This window comes from Candidatus Methylomirabilota bacterium, from assembly GCA_003104975.1.
GTDB lineage: Bacteria > Methylomirabilota > Methylomirabilia > Methylomirabilales > Methylomirabilaceae > Methylomirabilis.
This window is the reverse complement of record PQAM01000015.1, coordinates 1-18,524: the sequence shown is the minus strand read 5'-3', so window position 1 is coordinate 18,524 and position 18,524 is coordinate 1. Positions and strand designations below refer to the sequence as shown.

The 18,524-nt window shown below is 59.2% G+C and carries 18 protein-coding genes, 1 other RNA gene and 1 pseudogene; 10 read left to right on the top strand and 10 right to left on the bottom strand.

Translation table 11 applies throughout. The features are described from left to right. Positions 1 to 12: 12 nt before the first annotated feature. The 7 genes from C3F12_11635 to C3F12_11605 all read left to right on the top strand — a co-directional run bounded on the left by C3F12_11635 (position 13) and on the right by C3F12_11605 (position 6,974). Complete coding sequence (locus tag C3F12_11635; protein PWB43890.1) at positions 13 to 1,206, top strand: arsenic-transporting ATPase; 1,194 nt, start codon at positions 13 to 15, stop codon at positions 1,204 to 1,206. Further along, positions 1,199 to 1,444 carry a hypothetical protein gene (locus tag C3F12_11630; GenBank protein PWB43889.1) on the top strand — a complete coding sequence of 82 codons (246 nt, stop codon included), beginning with the start codon at positions 1,199 to 1,201 and terminating at the stop codon, positions 1,442 to 1,444. Before C3F12_11635 ends, C3F12_11630 begins: the two co-directional genes overlap by 8 nt. Before the next feature lie 48 nt (positions 1,445 to 1,492). Next, positions 1,493 to 2,398 (top strand): NAD-dependent epimerase, encoded by a 906-nt coding sequence (locus C3F12_11625; protein PWB43888.1) that lies wholly within the window; start codon positions 1,493 to 1,495, stop codon positions 2,396 to 2,398. 90 nt (positions 2,399 to 2,488) lie between these two features. Next, an RNA gene (gene rnpB / locus C3F12_11620) (RNase P RNA component class A) lies at positions 2,489 to 2,904 on the top strand. 453 nt (positions 2,905 to 3,357) lie between these two features. After that, the gene (locus tag C3F12_11615) at positions 3,358 to 3,768 is read left to right on the top strand and encodes a hypothetical protein (GenBank protein PWB43887.1); all 411 of its coding nucleotides are present in this window, start codon (positions 3,358 to 3,360) and stop codon (positions 3,766 to 3,768) included. A 77-nt stretch (positions 3,769 to 3,845) separates the two neighbouring features. Continuing rightward, positions 3,846 to 6,665: an acyl-phosphate glycerol 3-phosphate acyltransferase gene (locus C3F12_11610; protein ID PWB43886.1), complete on the top strand. Its 2,820-nt coding sequence runs from the start codon at positions 3,846 to 3,848 to the stop codon at positions 6,663 to 6,665. A 93-nt stretch (positions 6,666 to 6,758) separates the two neighbouring features. Next, positions 6,759 to 6,974 (top strand): hypothetical protein, encoded by a 216-nt coding sequence (locus C3F12_11605; protein PWB43885.1) that lies wholly within the window; start codon positions 6,759 to 6,761, stop codon positions 6,972 to 6,974. Positions 6,975 to 7,032: 58 nt separating this feature from the next. Here the strand turns inward: C3F12_11605 and C3F12_11600 are convergent, their stop codons facing one another. Together C3F12_11600 and C3F12_11595 are read right to left on the bottom strand one after the other, a co-directional pair. Then, entirely contained in the window at positions 7,033 to 8,124 is a 1,092-nt protein-coding gene (locus C3F12_11600) for a hypothetical protein (GenBank protein ID PWB43884.1), read from the bottom strand. 34 nt (positions 8,125 to 8,158) lie between these two features. Further along, positions 8,159 to 8,635: a hypothetical protein gene (locus tag C3F12_11595; GenBank protein ID PWB43883.1), complete on the bottom strand. Its 477-nt coding sequence runs from the start codon at positions 8,633 to 8,635 to the stop codon at positions 8,159 to 8,161. 223 nt (positions 8,636 to 8,858) lie between these two features. Between C3F12_11595 and C3F12_11590 the strand changes: the two genes are divergently transcribed. The 3 genes from C3F12_11590 to C3F12_11580 all read left to right on the top strand — a co-directional run bounded on the left by C3F12_11590 (position 8,859) and on the right by C3F12_11580 (position 10,553). After that, complete coding sequence (locus C3F12_11590) at positions 8,859 to 9,410, top strand: hypothetical protein (GenBank protein PWB43882.1); 552 nt, start codon at positions 8,859 to 8,861, stop codon at positions 9,408 to 9,410. After that, positions 9,397 to 10,200, top strand: a complete 804-nt coding sequence (locus C3F12_11585) for a hypothetical protein (GenBank protein PWB43881.1) — start codon at positions 9,397 to 9,399, stop codon at positions 10,198 to 10,200. The genes C3F12_11590 and C3F12_11585 overlap by 14 nt, the downstream gene beginning before the upstream one ends. Before the next feature lie 137 nt (positions 10,201 to 10,337). Further along, positions 10,338 to 10,553 carry a hypothetical protein gene (locus C3F12_11580; GenBank protein ID PWB43880.1) on the top strand — a complete coding sequence of 72 codons (216 nt, stop codon included), beginning with the start codon at positions 10,338 to 10,340 and terminating at the stop codon, positions 10,551 to 10,553. Positions 10,554 to 10,888: 335 nt separating this feature from the next. Here the strand turns inward: C3F12_11580 and C3F12_11575 are convergent. The 8 genes and pseudogenes from C3F12_11575 to C3F12_11540 form a co-directional block, all read right to left on the bottom strand. Continuing rightward, positions 10,889 to 11,359: pseudogene (locus C3F12_11575) on the bottom strand (hypothetical protein). 38 nt (positions 11,360 to 11,397) lie between these two features. Then, positions 11,398 to 14,043, bottom strand: coding sequence for a type III restriction endonuclease subunit R (locus tag C3F12_11570; protein PWB43879.1), 2,646 nt, complete (start codon positions 14,041 to 14,043; stop codon positions 11,398 to 11,400). A gap of 231 nt (positions 14,044 to 14,274) precedes the next feature. Further along, positions 14,275 to 14,577 carry a hypothetical protein gene (locus tag C3F12_11565; GenBank protein PWB43878.1) on the bottom strand — a complete coding sequence of 101 codons (303 nt, stop codon included), beginning with the start codon at positions 14,575 to 14,577 and terminating at the stop codon, positions 14,275 to 14,277. Then, the gene (locus C3F12_11560; protein ID PWB43877.1) at positions 14,564 to 14,848 is read right to left on the bottom strand and encodes a hypothetical protein; all 285 of its coding nucleotides are present in this window, start codon (positions 14,846 to 14,848) and stop codon (positions 14,564 to 14,566) included. Before C3F12_11560 ends, C3F12_11565 begins: the two co-directional genes overlap by 14 nt. 21 nt (positions 14,849 to 14,869) lie before the next feature. After that, positions 14,870 to 16,489 (bottom strand): site-specific DNA-methyltransferase, encoded by a 1,620-nt coding sequence (locus C3F12_11555; protein PWB43876.1) that lies wholly within the window; start codon positions 16,487 to 16,489, stop codon positions 14,870 to 14,872. A gap of 15 nt (positions 16,490 to 16,504) precedes the next feature. Continuing rightward, positions 16,505 to 17,173: a hypothetical protein gene (locus C3F12_11550; protein ID PWB43875.1), complete on the bottom strand. Its 669-nt coding sequence runs from the start codon at positions 17,171 to 17,173 to the stop codon at positions 16,505 to 16,507. 2 nt (positions 17,174 to 17,175) lie between these two features. After that, positions 17,176 to 18,270 carry a chromosome segregation protein SMC gene (locus C3F12_11545; GenBank protein ID PWB43874.1) on the bottom strand — a complete coding sequence of 365 codons (1,095 nt, stop codon included), beginning with the start codon at positions 18,268 to 18,270 and terminating at the stop codon, positions 17,176 to 17,178. 36 nt (positions 18,271 to 18,306) lie between these two features. Further along, positions 18,307 to 18,524 (bottom strand): hypothetical protein (locus tag C3F12_11540; GenBank protein ID PWB43873.1); only part of this gene is annotated, 218 nt, incomplete at its 5' end.

Below are 18,524 nucleotides of genomic sequence, written 5' to 3'. Positions count from 1 at the left end.
CACGGGCCGATCATGCGCATCATTCTGTACACCGGCAAAGGGGGGGTCGGGAAGACCACCGTCTCGGCGGCCACGGCGCTGATGGCGGCCGAGCGAGGCCACCGCACCCTGGTGATCAGCACCGATCCGGCCCACAGTCTGGCGGATGCCTTCGATCGATCGCTTGGACCTGAGCCGACCCGGATTACCGACCGTCTCTGGGGCCAGGAGATCAATGTCCTGGAGGAGATCCGGACCCACTGGGGCGAGGTCAAGGACTATCTGACGGTCCTGTTTGCCACACGCGGCGTCGAAGAGGTGATCGCCGAGGAGATGGCGGTCTTCCCTGGACTGGAGGAGCTGTGCAGTCTCCTGCAGATCCGGCTGCGGGGCGAGGAGGGGCGCTTCGACTGTCTCATCGTCGACTGCGCGCCGACCGGGGAGACGATGCGCCTGTTGAGTTTTCCCGATGTGGCGCGCTGGTATATGGAGAAGCTCTTTCCATGGGAGCGTCGGATCGTCACCGCCATGGGGCCCATCGTCCAGCCCTTCGTCCCGGTCCCCCTTCCCAAAGATAATGTGTATGCGGCCATCGAGGTCCTCTTTACCCGTATCGACGGGATGAAAGAGGTGCTGTGCGATCCGAAACGTTCCAGCATCCGACTGGTCCTCAATCCGGAGAAGATGGTCATCAAGGAGGCGCAGCGGGCGCTGACCTATCTCAACCTCTACGGCTACGTCACCGATGCCGTCATCTGTAATCGCGTCTTCCCCCGACAACTTGAGCACGGCTATTTTGCCGAGTGGAGTCACATCCAGGGTCGGTACCGGGAGATGATCCAGCGCGGTTTTTCGCCGATCCCGATCTGGGAGATCCCGTTCTTTGACCGCGAGGTGGTCGGTCTCCCCATGCTGGAGCGCATGGGCAGGAGCATCTTCGCCGATCAGGATCCGCTGCAGATCTGGATGTCGGGTCCGATCCAGACGGTTCGCAAGAAAGGGGGTCACTACTATCTCCGGTTGCGGCTTCCCTTCCTTCAGAAGGAGGAGTTGTCGCTTTTGAAGCGGGGCGATGAACTGGTGGTCTCGGTCGGCAACTTTCGAAGAGACCTGGTGCTGCCCAGGGCGCTGGCCGACCTGACGGTGAAGCGAGCGAGACTTGAGGAGGGCTATCTGGTGGTACGGTTTGGCCAGGATGGGAGCCCCAAGGAGGAAAAAGATGGCTAAGAAGGAAAAGGCGCATTGCCCGCATCGCTGTCCGTTGTGTGCGCTGTACGAGGCGCAGGAGGGATTGCAGCGAGGCATCAAGCAGTGCATACCCTCTGAGGTGAGCGAACACGTCAATCAGGCGGGGCATGAACTGCTTCTCGCGGTTCAGGCATTGTGTGACAAGGGGCTGTGGACGGCAGCGTCCGAGTCAAGACCGGGCCCACGCCGGAAGGCCCAGCGAATTACCGTCGAATAGAGGTAGAGAGATCAAACCGACCATCGACAACAGATACAGGGAGGGAGAATGAAGGTATTTGTGACTGGCGCCAACGGCTATATCGGTTTTCAGGTCGCCTCAGCCTTTCGTCGGGCCGGCCATCAGGTGTGGGGGCTGGTTCGGAGCGAAAAGAAGGCGCACTTCATCGCAATGCACGAGATCCGTCCGATCATCGGAAGTATGCAACATCCGGAGAGTTACCAGCAGATTGCCGAACAATGCGCCATACTGATCCACGCTGCAGTGGATTACCAGGCTGATACCTTTTCCCTGGACCGGCGCACGATGGAGGTCTTGCTGGCGTCCGGCGCACGTGGATTGCAACCGAAAACCGTGGTGTACACAAGTGGGTCGTGGGTATATGGCGATACCTGCGGTACGGCCGTTGATGAGGGTGCACCCCTGAAGCCGGCGCCGTTGGTGGCCGCCCGTCCCGATATCGAACAGATGGTGCTGGGTGTATCCGACGTTCGTGGAGTTGTTGTGCGACCCGGCTGTGTCTATGGTCGGCAAGGCGGCCTGACCGGGATGTGGTTCGACGGTCCCGACAAAGGCAGACCGCTGCAGGTGATCGGCGACGGCCACAATCATTGGGCGATGGTGCATGTCGACGATCTGGCCGAAGGGTATCTACGGGCGGCGGAGCGGGGACTCGGCGGCGAGATCTTCAATCTCACGGATCACTCAAGTGCCACGGTGCGGGAGATGGCCGATGCTGTCGCACGGGTCACCGGATATACCGGGCAGACGCAATTCGTTCCGGCAGACGAGGCCTCGTATACCCTTGATGGTTTCGCCGAATGTCTGGCCCTGGATCAGCGTGTAGATTCGGGCAAGGCCGGGCGCCTGTTGGGATGGCAACCGAAACATCACGGGTTTACTGATGGGGTGGAGGCCTATTTCCAGTCGTGGAAAGCGACGCAGTACGCCTGACCTCGAGGGTGACATTGTGCGGCGCACCGTTATGTGTGGCGAGGAACCCCGTTGCAAATTGCGCCGGTATACGGTAGGGTGGTGGTGGTCGAAGTCGGTCGGATGGCCGCCGGTTCGCCTTTGGCGGACGGGAGGAAAGTCCGGACTCCGCAGGGTAGGGTGCTGGGTAACGCCCAGGGAGGGTGACCTTACGGACAGTGCCACAGAAAAGATACCGCCCACGTTGTCGTATCGGCCGCGAGGCCCCGTGGGTAAGGGTGAAAAGGTGCGGTAAGAGCGCACCAGCGGCGTGGCGACATGTCGGCTTGGCAAACCCCACCCGGAGCAAGGCCAAATAGATCCCGCCGCATTATGCAGAGGGCGGCCCGCGCTCGTGTCTCTTTTGGGGCAGGCGGGACGGGTAGGCTGCTTGAGCCCGGCGGCAACGTCGGGCCTAGAGGAATGGTCATCCGGCCGGGCTGCACGGCCCGGCCGTACAGGATCCGGCTTATAGACCGACTTCGGCCATATCAATATACAGGGCGTCATAAATCGCAACAATAGCCGTCATTCCCGCGAAAGCGGGAATCCATAAAGGCCCTGGATTCCGGGTCAAGCACGGAATGACAAACTGTCTGAGATTTGTGGCGTCATGTATAGATTGAACTGGCGATTAGGATTTGACAGGACGGCAGGTGCGGGCAACATCATCTTGGTCGGTAATCTCACACCACGAGAGGCGCATTGATGGATATAGACTACATTATTTGGGGGGTTGTGATCGGCGTCTTAGTGATCGGATACACCGTGTGGTGGATTGTCATACGAATTCTTTCCAAGAAGTAAGGGCTACTTTACAGATACCGATGGGGGTGAAGGGACTATGGTCCGCTCCCCGTCACACACGCGACCACAGACGAAGGCCAAGCGTACCATCCGCGCGCGAGACCTTGGGATTGACCTCGAGTCCGGGGCGGAGGGTGAGCGCTTCAAATGGTTTTTGGCCGGCCTCTTGTTCGGCAAACCGATTCAACAGGAGGTGGGGAGGCGGCGCCTATCCGGAATTCGTCGGCGAGGGGCTGGTGACCCCGGAAGCGATCCTCGAAGCGGGGTGGGATCGACTGGTCAGTGTGTTGGACCGCGGCCATTATGTTCGCTTCGATTTTTCGACGGCCACGAAACTCCTTGATATCTCACGCCTCCTCATTGATCGCTATGGCTCCCTCGCGAACCTGTTCAGGCAATCACGCAACAGGAAAGATCTCGCCACGCGCCTCCAGGAATTCAAGGGCATAGGTCCTGTCACCACCCGCATCTTCCTCCGCGATCTGAAGCCCCTTTCGGTACAACTCCTTAGAACCGGACTTGCAGAATCCTGTAAAAGGCAGTAGGGTGAAGCAGAGGGGTGCGCGGCAGAAAAGCTCCAGCCTCAATAGGACTTCGTCGTGTAATTGTCGGACAGTGAAAAGTGGATACTGCGTCTGCGAAGCCGACCGGATACGACGCGATCGAGCGCCGAGTGCTCACCATCGTCGAGGAACTCGTTGCTGAACTCGGTGGACCGGCGTTCCGCGGGCCCATAACCGCAGACAGCATACTTGACCGTGATCTCAGCATCGGCAGTCTCGAGCGTGTGGAGTTACTGGTCCGGCTCGAAGAGGCCTTCGGCGTCCTGCTGCCGGATGCCGTGATGGCCGAGGCCGAAAGCCCACGCGACCTCGCTGAGGCGATCCGAGTTGCCGTACCCACGAAGCCGGAGAGCGTCCGCGACACCCATCCACCAGTTGGTCCTGGCGTAGCCGCCCCGTCGGACGCGCGAACGCTTGTCGAGGTCCTCCGCTGGCATGCCGAGACCCATCCTGAGCGGATACACATCTTCCTCCGGCAAGAAGACGGAACCGAGCAGCCGATTCGTTATGGGGCACTGTGGAATCGGGCGGCGGCGGTTGCGGCGGGACTGCGTCAACGGGGACTTGGCCTCGGACACTCGGTGGCGCTGATGCTCAGGACCGAGGCGGCCTTCTTTGAGGCGTTTTTCGGTACGTTGCTGGCCGGGGCGGTACCTGTCCCGATCTATCCGCCGTTTCGGCTTGATCGTCTCGAAGAATACGCGAGACGTCAGATCCGGATTCTGCATAACGCCGAAGCCAGCCTCCTCATCGCCTTCGGAGAGGTCAAGCGTGTGGCGCGGCTGTTGCGTGGCCGCGTACCCTCACTGAAAGAGGTCACCGCGATTGAACAGATCGCGACGCCGGAGACAGGGGTATCGGCGCGCGGTCATCGGGGCGACAATCCGGCGCTTGTCCAGTATACGTCCGGTAGTACGGGCGATCCGAAGGGCGTACGCCTCTCCCACGCGAACATCCTGGCGAATATTCGGGCCATCGGCAAGGCAATCGCCATCAGTCCGAACGACATCGGCGTAAGCTGGCTGCCGCTCTACCACGATATGGGGTTGATCGGATCCTGGCTCACCTCGCTGTACTTTGGGTTTCCGATTGCCATCCTGTCGCCTATCGCCTTCCTTGCACGGCCGTCGCGATGGCTCTGGGCGATTCACAGTCACCGGGCAACCCTGTCGGCGGCGCCGAACTTCGCCTTTGATCTCTGCGTCCGAAAGGTGAGCGACGCCGAACTTGAGGGCCTCGACCTGAGCTCATGGCGGTTGGCCTTTAATGGCTCTGAGCCGGTCAGCCCGGAGACGATCGAGCGCTTCACCCGGCGATTTGCTCCGTATGGCTTCAAGGCGGAGACGATGTGTCCGGTCTACGGCCTGGCCGAGTGTGCCGTGTCCCTCACCGTCCCGCCTCTCGGCTATCCGCCACGGGTCGATCGGGTGACCAGGGACGCCTTTGAGCGCGTGCGGGAGGCGCGTCCCGCCCTGCCGGAGGACTCGACCCCGCTTCGCTTCGTCTCATGCGGACGTCCACTGCCTGGACATGAGGTCCGCATCGTAGACGGAGCCGGTCGCCTCGTCGCCGAACGGATCGAAGGCCGTATTGAATTCCGCGGTCCCTCGGTGATGAGCGGCTACTTTCGGAACCCTGAAGCGACACGAACGGTCCTGCACGACGAGTGGCTGGACTCCGGCGACCGCGGCTATCGGGCGGAGGGGGAGCTATTCATCACGGGTCGAGAAAAGGACATCATTATCAAGGCCGGGCGCAACCTGTATCCGCAGGAGGTGGAAGAGGTCGTAGGGGATGTTCCCGGCATTCGGAAGGGGTGTGTGGCCGCCTTCGGGGTCGGCGACCCGGAAGGCGGTACGGAACGGCTCGTCGTCGTCGCTGAGAGCCGGGAAAACGCGCCGGAGCGTCTCGAAGAGATCCGAACGCGTGTACTCGACCAGATTGTCACGATGATCGGCCTTCCGCCGGACACGCTCGTCATTACCCGGCCTGGGGCCGTTCTGAAGACGTCGAGCGGAAAGGTCCGGCGGTACGCCACGCGCGAGGCCTATCTGCGAGGGCAGATCGAGCGTCGGCGCCCATCTCTGACGACGCAGTGGGCGCGGCTGCACCTCCAGGTTGCGGCTGCTCGCCTTCGACGGTTCAGCGGCCGACTCGCAGCGCTGGCTTACGGTTCGTACATCTGGGCGCTTGCGATGGCACCGCTACCGTTCCTGTGGACGCTCCTGCTTATCGTGCCGAGGGGGAAAGCAGTGAACCGACTTGTAAGAGGCTACCTGCGCCTGGCACTGGCCCTGTCGGGCTGCCCACTGCGCGTCGAAGGGATTGAGCACCTCCGCGGAACGGCCCCTGCGGTCTTCGTTGTGAACCACGCCAGTTATGTGGATGCGGGTATCGTCCTCGCGGCCCTTCCCGGAGAGTTTCGCTTCGTCGCCAAGGCCGGACTCACCGCCTATCCGTTTATCGGAACGGTAATTCGGAGAGGGGGCCACCTGACCGTCGAGCGGGTCGATCCCGCCCAACGCGTGGCCGTCGTTGAGCGCACTACGGCCATCCTCCGCGACGGGACCTCCCTCGTCTTCTTCCCGGAAGGCACCTTCTTTCGGTCTCCCGGGCTGCTGCCGTTTCGACCTGGGGCGTTTAAAGCGGCGGCTGAGGCAGGATGTCCTGTCATTCCCGTCGGACTGAAGGGGACCCGCGAGTTTCTGTCTGACGGCACGTGGCTGCCCACGCGCAGCCCAATTACGATGACGATCGGGGCGCCGATCGTGCCCCAAGGCAGTGAGTGGCAAGAGATCTTGCGACTCCGGGACCTCACCCGAACCGCGATCGCGCGTCTGACGGGTGAAGAACCCGTACTGAGCAAAAGGCTTGTGTAAGTAACGGGGAGGTGCGTGTAGAACCTTGAGCCGATTCTCTGGAACCTTTCACCGCCCTTCACGATTTATCTCAGTGAAGGAGGTGATGGCACAATGCCGGCTGATTTTGGGCAGTATTTGTGGGACGCGTTCATCGCCAATGAGCGTACGTATACGATGCTCTTGACGATACTGGTGCTCGGCGCTCTCAGCTTCAGCTTTTCTGTGCTGCCGCGATGGCAGGAGGCAGAGAGGGCGCAGGCTCGAGAGGAAGAGGCCGCGCGAGCCGTGAAGCCGACGCGGGTTGTGGGACTTCCGAAGGCGGCCTAACTACCTCGGGTTGTGGGGGAAGACGGGCCGATCCCTTGAGTGACGGGGTCGGCCCGATCTATTTGCGTGGGGGAACCTCTCTCCACGACCGATGCCGGTCTCGTCGGTCCGCCATCACGGAACCGGCGACCCCGGCTGCCAGGATCGCGAGCACTACCACGAGCAAGAAGAGGTTGAAGTGCTTGCCGAGAACGAGCTTCAGCGATTCGGCAAGCAGCATCTTGACGCCCACGACCAGCAGGACCAGGGCAAGCGCGGCCTTGAGACAGCGGAACTGCGTCACCATACCGGCCAATGCAAAGTAGAGCGACCGCAGACCGAGGATCGCGAACACGTTGCTGGTGAAAACCAGGAACGGGTCGCCCGTAATGGCAAAGATCGCCGGAATCGAGTCCACCGCGAAGATCAGGTCGGTCGTCTCGACCATGACGAGTGCCAGCGCCAGAGGCGTGAGCAGCAGCGTGCCCGGGCGGGCGTGCTCCACGACCTCGTCCGGCATCGCGGGCGCACCCGGGATCTCGCTTTCATATGATGCCGGTGCCCCGGCGCGCACGATGAAATGCTCGCCGTGAAATCGAGCCGTCACTGGGAACAACCGCCGCGTCAACCGAACGACGACGTTCTTGTTCGGATCGGTGTGTTCCGTCTTGAGAAACAGCATCTTGATCGCGGTCACAATGAGGAAGACGGCGAAGAGGTACAGAACCCAGTGGAACTCGGCGATCAACCTCGCTCCGAGGGCGATCATCACGCCGCGCAGGACCAGCGCGCCCAGGATGCCCCAGAACAGCACGCGATGCTGGTAGATCGGCGGTACTGCGAAGAAGGTGAAGATCATGGCGATGACGAAGATGTTGTCCACGCTGAGCGACTTCTCGACGACGTAGCCGGTCAGGTACTTCTCGGTTGCCGTGGAACCGTCGTTGGGCCATCCATCGACGGGGTCGGCGACGGTGCCAAGGCCGAACCACTGACCCTCGTACGTGACGTACACGAACACGGCAAAGGCCAACCCCATGGTAAGCCATACCGCGGACCAGGCGATGGCCTCCTTGACAGTGACGACATGGGCCTTGCGGTGGAAGACGCCCAGGTCCAGTGCCAGCATGAGCAGGACAAATGCGATGAATCCCAGCCACACCCAGATCATGGTACGAGTAGCTCCGTCCAGACTGCGAGCGGTCTCATGTGGCGATGGACTGCGTCTTAGGCTGTCTTGGCCCTAACGCCGTCCGGATCGAGATGAATTCGCCGAGATTATCCATCGTTACCAGGCCTACCAGCCGGCCGTCGTGCGTCACCGGGAGGGTGTGACAGTCGCGGCCTTGGAGGCGTGTAAACGCTGTCTCCAACATCCCAGACGAGTCGACAAGTTGGAAATTCCGGCGCATCACCTCAGCGACCGCCACCGCCTGCCCCCGGGAGGCGAGGGCCGCCAGCAGATCACTCCGCAGCAGCATCCCCTCCACGCGATCACCCTCGACGACAGGGAAGTCCTGTTGTGAGCCGGCCAGGATGAACCCGCCGCCTGCCAGCGCGGCGGCCACACTTCTCTCGGTCAGCCAATGGCTGATGGCTACCCAGCCGACCAGGAGCAGGAAGGTGACGTGGACATAGACGGCGATGCCCGCCACTTCGCCTAATCGCCAGGACCATCGCATTGTTGTCTCTCCTTGTCGAGGCACCGCTCTTAAATTCAATATGGTACAATAACCTCGCCAGGGTTGAAAGCGCTGACTGTGCGTGATGCCATTACCCGACAGTAGCCGCCTGAGGACAAGCGGGACGTGATGATGCGAGCCTCGAGCCTCTACAGGTTCTCCGTGGCCCCGCTACCGGGTCCCTCCGTACTTGTTCCGGTCTGATGACCTAGCGGTGTCCGCAATGGAGCGTGTATCGCTGTCAAAGGACGAAAAGGACCGATTCGCCCGTTCCTTGCTTGCGCACTTGGATGCGCTCTATAGCTTCGCCTGGTGGCTGACGCATCGACGGGAAGAGATCGAGGATCTGGTGCAAGAGACCTGCCTTCGCGCCCTGCGATCCGCTCACCAATTCGAACCTGGAACCAATCTGAAGGCCTGGCTCTTTAGTATATTGAAACATGAGTGGTTTCGGCGCGCAGGGCTGGCCCAGCGTGAAGTCTTAGCCGACTCGTTCTCGGGCAATCCAGAGGCTTCGGGTCGGGAATGGGCGGCCGAGGTCGATCTCATTCGAGCGGTGTTACAAAAGGACCTGGACGAAGGGCTCCGTGCGCTGCCGGAGGCATATCGGAGTGCGGTGTTGCTCTTTGATCTGTACGGGTTTTCCCTCAAGGAGACGGCTGAGATTCTGGCGGTCCCCGACGGTACGGTAAAATCCCGATTGGCCAGAGGTCGTCAGATGCTACGTAGTCGGTTGCGGGCCTATAGTAGAGTATCGGGCAATGATGCGATGTGAGGCGGTGAAAGATTTATTGGATGCCCTGCGGGATGACAGCCTCGGCCGGCCGGAGGCGGCCGAGGTACGCGAGCACCTCGCTGTCTGTAGTGCCTGCGCGAGGGAGTGGGAGATAACGCAGGTACTGCGGGCCGCAGTTCGAGAGCGCGTGAGCGTGCCGGGCGCCCCTGCGGCCTTCCGGGAGGCGATGGCGTGCCTGTTGGAGCCCAAAACGGCGCGTATGGGTTGGTTGGCGCGCTTGCCGGCCGCCTTCCATCAACAGCCCGTAGCGGCGATGGCGTTCGGAGCGGTCATGGTGCTGCTCGTTCTGGTGCCCCTGAATCTCTGGATGATGTCCGCGCGACAGGTGGTTGTGCCGTTGATTGAGGAGTCGATCAACGAGCACATTCGACTCGGTCTGCGAGAGGCGCCACCCGAGATCCCGGGTGGTGAACTACAACCGCTGTTGATCAGGCATCAGAGACGATTGGAATTCCCCAGGTCGCTTTCATTTCCCGACGATCAGGAGCATCATCTGATCGGTGGACAGGTGAGCTACCTGCTGCATCGGAAGGTATTGGCTGTGACCTACCACCAGCAGCCCAATCAGCCGATTACCCTGCTGGTCTTTCCTGGCGCAGGGATCTGGTTTCCGGAGCGGCCGATGAGCCTGACGGGTAAGGTCTATTGGGCCATCCATCGGGGTTTTCGAACGGTGGAGTGGCAGGACGGCCCGTACATCTATTCGCTCGTCTCCGATTCCGATGAAGACGATCTGTTTCCGCTGATCAAAAAACTCCACCGTCACTGACGTCAGGCCACAGGATTTCCGATATGTCAAAGGGGTTTTGGGCAACTGTATCCTCCTGCATCGGATTCCCCCTGGCGATTCTTTGGAACCTTTCACCGCCCTTCGTGATTTATCTCAGTGAAGGAGGTGATGGCACAATGCCGGCTGATTTTGGGCAGTATTTGTGGGACGCGTTCATCGCCAATGAGCGTACGTATACGATGCTCTTGACGATACTGGTGCTCGGCGCTCTCAGCTTCAGCTTTTCTGTGCTGCCGCGATGGCAGGAGGCAGAGAGGGCGCAGGCTCGAGAGGAAGAGGCCGCGCGAGCCGTGAAGCCGACACCGGCTGAGGAGCTCCGTAAGGCGGCGTAAACGTCTCGGGTTCTGAAGTGGATCGGGCCGATGCCGCGACCTGCGGGGTCGGCCTAATCTGCGAGAAAGGGGCAATTCTTACACCGGATGTTTCAGAACCTTTCATCCCCTTTTGTGGTGTACACAGAGAGAAAGGAAGGCTTAGTATGATGGAGTTTCTGCTTAATCCCTATGCAGCCGCAGCGGTAGTCGGTACCCTGGCCATCATCGGGGTCGGCTATACGTTGTGGCGGCGCCGGACGCATCATTCACAATAAGGTAATGCGCGGGCTGTGATCAAGGGGACGACCCTGCGACGTGTGGGATCGTCCCCTTGTTTTCGACGAATGCCGCCAGAACCAGGCGTACAGCAGTATCAGGAGGAGGACGTTGGGGATAAAGATCGCCGACTGCCCCCACGGCCAGCCGTTAACGGTGACTGACGAAATCGGCCAGAGAAACGGCGTAGGGAAAAATCGCGTGGAGTGCGTGAAGATGTCCATGCCGACGTGCAGTCCCCAGGCGCACATCTCCCAGACCGGCCGTCGGCATACGATTCCGATAGCGGCGAACAGGACAAGGAAGACGACCAGGCTGTGCGTCACGTTGTATAGGTGATTGACGTACGCCGGGATCAGGGCGGGATCCGGCGGCTCCCACCCATTTCGCGGCAGCCGCTGTGCCAGGCCAAGGAGCATCGTGACGTGCCAGGGGCCGAACGGGATCAGATCGGGGAGTACACCCCACATCACGGCCAGACCAAAGCGCCGCCGGTTGGCGCGTCCGAAGGCAATACCACCCCACAGCCCATGCGACACGATGTCCATAGCACTTCGAGTGTAGCATAGATGGTATAGACCGCTTCTCAGCCGGTATCCAAATCTGGCGCCGTGGCGAACTGACTGACGAATCCGCCAAGGGTCATGTTCTCGGTGATCGCGTCGTGCGGGATGAGGAGATAGGCCCACGGCTTACCGCCGTTGTTGAGAGCGTGGGTCGTGGCGTGGCTGCACCAGAGGATCGCTGCATCTTTCTTCGCCAGGACGTCGGCATCGGTCATCTCGTTTCGCGCCTTGGCCTCCAGCATGTAGATCGCCGCTGCCGTTTCGGCCACAAAGTCCGGGACATAGTCGTGGTATTCCACATCCACCTTGTAGGTAATTGGGAACTGCCCCTGTACCGGCTTGAACCACTTGTGCGTTTCGCGGTCGAGGATCACCGCGAGCCTCCGTTCGGTATCGGACTGGAACTTCTGAAGGGCGTACAGGCATCGCGTGAAGCCCCCGAATACCATCCGTGAGATTCGGCTCTTGTCTTCGATGGTCTGCCGGAAGTCATGAGGGGGCTCGTCGGCATTCGCCGTACACGCACTGTTCTTGAGTTCCATAAATCCCTTGTTCACCCTCACCTCATATCCTGCCGCTTGTTCCCACTGGTGCGCCTGCATTTGCGCGTATACGGACGCTGCGAGCTCTTTCTGGCGATAGATCAGCACATTCCGCGCATCCTCCTCCGAAAGATACGAACGCAGATGTCTGACCACCTGCCCGGCCAGGTCGTAGAGCAGGTCGGCGTGCTCGTCATACGCGATGTCGTCGAAATCGATCAGCCCGCGTACCAGGTAATCCTCCAGCCGCTGTTCCGGGTGCCGGCCCTCGCTCACGCCGAGCGTATCCTGCTCATGCGTACGCAGATGCTGGATCAGCAGATCCCGTTCGACCGGCTGGTAACGGATGCTGGAGCAATCCAGCGTGAAGGGGTGAAAGCCGGTCACCTCGTCCTTCGGGACCACAAGAATTCGCGGAATATCAATAGTCTGCCGGACCACGAGTTCGGTCGTCTTCGCCACCGCCGCCGCAATATCCGGCTGCTCCGTCACACCCGGCAACGCCTGCTGCGCCGACCGGACGTATTCGGTGACCTCCTGGACGATCTGCTCCCGAATCTCCGGCTTCAGCAGATCGGCCGACGCGGGCAGGTGCTCGTATCGTCGGATTACCTCGCGGGTCGCTTGCGCAATCCGACGTTCCGATTCGTCAGCCATGGTATCGATCTGCTCCGCAAGATTGGACTGGATCACAATCGTTGTCGTCTTCTGGAGATCTGTGTTCGGATCGAGCACGACCTGCGCGAGGCGGATGATCGAGTCGGGCCGATTGGCCTCATCGATAATCTCCTGAAACCGATCGTGAGCGACGATGCTCAGCCGGTCCACAACACTCACCCCCGTACGTGTGCCGTACGGAAGGCGGAGCCCTCGACCGATCGACTGCTCGATCAGGGTCCGGGCGTTGGCGGCCCGAAGAGGGACGATGGTGTAGAGGTTGGTCACGTCCCAGCCTTCCTTGAGCATGTTGACGTGGATGACGATTTCGGTCGGCTCCTCCGGGCTTTCCACGGCCAGGAGGCGCTGCACCATCTCGTCCTCTTCCGCGCCGGTCCTGCTGGAATCCACCTGAATCACCTTGTCTGCGTAGCGCCCCTCAAAGAACTGCTCCGACCGAATGATCTGCATAAGCTGCCCGGCGTGCGTAGTATCGCGGGCGATGATCAATACGAACGGTTTGACGACCCGCTGTCCGGTCTGACGGGCGTAGGTGTCCAGCTCGACCTTCGTGTTCTCGTGTAGCCGTATCCCGTCTTGGAGCTTGATCTCCTCGAGCTGGGCCTGAGTAAATTGGCTGGGATCGAAATTCTTCTGCGTCACGACGGCCGGCTCTTTCACAAATCCGTCCGCCATCGCCTTGGCCAGCGGGTAGTCGTAGATGACGTTTTTGAAGGCGACAGCGCCGCGGCTGTTCTCTACAAAGGGGGTCGCCGTCAGTTCCAGCCCCAGCACCGGCTTCAGCTCATTGATCGCCCGCACACCGGCCGACGCTCGGTAGCGGTGAGATTCGTCCATCAGCAGCACCAGGTCGTCGAGACCGGCGAGGTAGTCAAAGTAGCTCTCGCCGATATACTCGGACAGTCGCTTGATGCGTGGCGACTTGCCGCCTCGGACCTCGGAGTTGATCTTGGAGATGTTGAAGATGTTGACGTGGATCTCGCGCTCGAACCCCGGCAGCAACGAACGCCGCACGCCCACGCCCGACTCGTAGTTGTCGCCGGTGATGATCTCGGGCGGCTCGGCGGTAAACTCTGCGATTCCCTTGAAGACATACTTGGGCGTGTTGGGCGTAAAGTCGGTGATGAGTTTGTTGTAGATCGTGAGGTTCGGCGCCAGGACGAAAAAGTGTCTGACGCCATGGGCGAGATGCAGGTAGCTGATAAAGGCGCCCATCAGCCGGGTCTTGCCGACCCCGGTGGCAAGGGCGAAGCAGAGCGAGGGAAACTCACGCTCAAAATCGGTGACGGTCGGACACTCGCTCCGGATCGCGGCGAGCGCCGCATTAAGATCAACGCCTTTCTGGGGCGGCACGATCTCCGTCACCCGATCGAGGATCTCCAGCGACCGGCGCTGAGGCGCCCGCAAGCTCAACCGACCGGCAATAGCATTGACGTGCCGGTTCACAGAGCGAGAACCTCAAAGATCGCCAAGAACACGAAGGCCTCTTCCATATATTCTCGCTTCTTTGAATCCATAGGAGGCTCATTCCCCGTAGTGTGCTACGCCCCTTGCGATAACTAATCGGATGTCCGTCATTCCCGCATGTTGTAAGCGGGAATCTAGGCGAATCCGACAACCTGGACCCCCGATACAAACATTCGGGGGTGACGCCCTATTGCATCGTGCCGGGATGTCCTATGCGTTCTTTGCGATTAATTTTCTCGCCGCTCTACTTGACGCCCCTTGCTCCCTGATTTTCTGCTCAAGCCAAAGATTAACAAGGGTATCGGAAGAAAGCCCCTGCTTACGAGCCAGCATCTGGATCTTCTTGGACAAGTTCTGTTCCACGGGGTAGTAGATCGCCTCAGATTCGATGTGGACCTCGAACCTCGCTCTTCTCGTCTTCGCCCAGAAATCGCTGAGGTCATGCGTGTCCCAGAATTCGCCGATATCCGTGTACGAGCGGGCTTCAGAGATCGAGCTCTTACTTCTTTTCATAGCGTTTCCTCTCTTTGTCGGTCATCTGCCGAGCCGACAGAATGAGGGCCTCGTGGCTCTTCTTGTGCACAAAGAAGACAATGAGGTGGCGACCCGCGTGCGTCTGCCCCATCGCCGCATACACATTCTCATCTTTTTGATGTCCCTTTTCAACAAACCGAAAGTGAGAAGAACCCTTGAGAATCTCCCTCACTTCGTCCTGGGCAACACCATGTTTACGATCGATCTTGTCCAGAATCTCCGGCAGCCAGATAATCCCTGAAATCTTCAAGCATGGTCTCCTGTATGGTCCTTACGGTGAAATCAACTCCATCTGCCTCGGCGGGGGCGGGGCCTTGGGCAGGTTCTCTACGCGCAGGCTGTAGTCATCCTTGCCCCACTCGCAGCGGGTCATGACGGTCTTGGGGATCTTCTTGATCGTCAGGTTCGGGTAGCGATCCGGCTTGCCGCGGAAGGCGGTGCACATCACCAGCAGTGACCGCGATTCGCCCACCTCATCGCTCAACGCCTGTAACTGATCGTGGCTCAGGTTCTGAGTGGTGACATAGATGAAGTCGCGCTCGGTGGAACGGCCGTGCTGCCAATAGATCGTGTCGCTCGGCGCATAGGTAAAGCCCTCCAGCTTGCAAACGGCCTCGGCCAGCATCGTGGGGTTATATGCTTTGTTGATCACCCAGTTGCCCCACTTGTCCTTTTCGAGCAACGACGGCGCAAGCCGATAGTACTGGAATCCGCCGCCCCCGTTCCAGCCGACCGCCTCGGTGATCCCGCCAGTGTCCTCACCATCGATGACCTTCTTCAGTCGCGGGATGATGTGCGTGTGGCAATGCTCGCCAAGTTCGACCATGATCCATCGCCGCCCCATCTTGTGCGCCACAGCCCCCGTTGTACCTGAACCGCCGAAGGAGTCAAGCACCCAGTCATCGGGATTGGTGGCGATATCGAGTACACGCTTGATGAGACGTTCTGGTTTGGGGGTTTGAAAAATATCGTCAACGCTTGTTGCGTAGGGAAGAGCTTCTTTCTTTGCCTCTTGTGTATTCCCAACCTCATTGTGAAGCCATATTGTTTGCGGAACCACGCCTTGCTGTACTTCGGAGAGAAACCGTTTTAAGCGGGGCATATTGTCACCGTCGGAACCCCACCAGATTCGATTATCACGGTCCATCTCATCAAACTTTTCTTTTGAGACTCGCCAATAGGTTCCTTTAGGCGGACCTTCAATCACTCTCCCTGATGGGCATTTCACAGCGTATAGTCCAAGGCTGTAGTAGTTACGAGCGGTGAGGTTATCGGATGCCCATACACCGCGAGAATCGTTGTCCGGATTCTTATAACGAATGTCGTGCGCTTCAGACCTTGGCTGTAGGTTGCGTTCCCATTTGTCGGCGTCCTTCGCAAACACCAAGACATGATCGTGACTCGCCGAGAGGTGCCTCGCGCTGCTCTTGGGCGCAAAGATCTTTTGCCACACTACATTTGCTATGAAGTTGGCCCGTCCGAATACCTCGTCACATACAATCTTGAGATAGTGCGCTTCGTTATCGTCGATGGTGATCCACAGCGAGCCATCCTCTGACAGCAGCCGATGGATGATCTCCAAACGGTCACGCATAAGCGACAGCCAGAGAGAGTGCTCTACGCCGTCATCGTAGTGCTCGAAGGCAGATCCAGTGTTGTATGGTGGGTCGATGAAGACGCACTTGACCTTTCCGGTGAACTCCTGTTCGAGCGCTTTTAAGGCCAGCAGGTTGTCGCCGAAGATCAGGCGGTTGTCGAACAGATCGTGATCGGTGACCCGGTGCGGGGCATGGTAGGACCTCTCCGGGTCCTCCAGCAGGATACGCGGCTCCAGCTTCGGCCGGTTCTCCTTCCCGATCCATGTCAATTCGAGTTTTTGTTTGCCAGTCATGTTCCCGCTCACGTTTCACGAGCCGCTAAGACTCTCAAGTCGGCTCACCCACCGATTGAAATGAGGACATTCCCGGCGCATGATGTCCAAACCAATCCGCCCCGACGTGATCGGACCGTGCAAACGCTTACGATAGGCGGGAAAGAGTGTGTGCACACGAGCTGACGGCCTGGTGTGTGGGTCATCATTGATGTCTTCCGGCGTCGGGAAACCGTTTCGGATGTCCTGGAGGCGTGTTCGTGTTTCAGGTAGATTCATGACTTCGGCCAACACCTTGGGATCGGAGAACAGGAGCGCCTCGAATTCATGGATCATGAAATAGGCCAGAAACCTGGGGCCGGCATTCAAATGCTCTTCCAATGCCGCTTCCAGCTCCCTCACGCGTTCACGCGAGTTTTGTCCTTGGAGACTTCGCTTCCCCGGAAAGTCGTTAGGCAGCCCGTAATAATCGATCATGGTCGTGATCAGAGCCGCATCGGTGTCTCCAAGTAAACGTCGCAGGTCGTCCTTCACCTTGCCAAAGTCGGTAATCCCTCCCTTGAAGTCAGCGCCGTGCTTCACGCGCTTGGTCGTGGCCAGCTTCGGCACCGGATAAACACCGGCACTACTCAGGTGTGGCTCTAAGACGTCTTTGATGAAGCGTTCCTCGGTTTGACCCTCAACCAGAATTAGCACCTTGCGCATGATCAGGGTCTGCCACCAAGGATATTCTTCTCCCACAGTTCACCGAGGGCGTAGTTCTCCAGCCATGCGGACATATCAGCAGATTCGAGATGCTTGAAGACCGACTCTCGATTCTGGCGCTCCACGACCCAGACGGATTCTGGAGTAAATTGGTTGACCAATGTAACAGACTGCGTCGCCACCAGGACCTGGGTTTGTTGAGAAGCCGACTCCAGCATATCCGCCAACAGACTGATCGCTGCGGGGTGCAAGCCGAGTTCCGGTTCATCGAGCAGCACGACTGCCGGCAAGACCGGCTGTAGGAGTAGTGTGGCCAAACACATAAATCTCAACGTGCCATCGGACAAAGCTGAGGCGTTGAAATACGTATCGCTACCCTTCTCCTTCCACTCCAGACGAATCTTATCCGGATTCAAGCGAGAGGGCTCGAGTTGGAAGCCTTCGAAGAATGGAGCGATTTGTCTAACCGTATCTTCGATGTTCTTGAAATGACCCGGATGTGTTCGCTGCAGACGATACAAAAACGCCGCCAAGTTCCCGGCATCAGGATGCAATCGGCGGTTGTCATCTACATTGCCCGTCTGCTTGACTCGGGCTGAGCTGCTTGTGTCGTGAAAGTGGTAGATACGGTAACTGTCAAGATCGTCACGCACGTAACCGGCGATACCTCGAGGAATCGATTGCTTTATACAAGTTTCAGCATGGCCTGCGCCTAGAGTAATCTTGTATGGTTTCAGATATTGGCTTCGATCGTGATACCAGATGGTTTCGCTGGAAAAGATAAACCGGTCCTCCGCCGTAGGACGCAACTCGAAACCATAACCGTTCGCATCGTTTCCCTGGACAAATTCCAATTCTAACGATAAGGAAGGAGACTGTTTCCGTCCGAAGTACAAGATGCTGTCTGCCCCGCCCGCTTCACCGGTGTAGTTTTGAAGTTCGCCGGCAACGACGCGATTGAGAAAATGAAATACGCCGATGAGGTTGGACTTGCCAGATCCATTCCCGCCAATAAACACGTTGAGGCGACCCAGCCTCAACGTCTGGTCGCGAATGGACTTGAAATTCCTAACGGTTAGCTGTTCCAGTGTCCGCATGGGCGTATTGTTGCATGGCTGCAACCAAAAATAAAGCTACCCTACCGGAATGGTCATGTCAGCCTCCACCGGATCGAAAACAGCGCCGTCTGCGAGACGTGCTGCTGCTTGCCCTCGATCTCGGAGATGGGCGGTTGGGGCAATGATCAGTATCGTTCTGTGCGGCTCCAGCTTCGGCCGGTTCTCCTTCCCGATCCAGGTGAGCTCGAGTTTAGTCTTGTGATTGGCCATATGATCTTCCCCCGGCAGCGCGG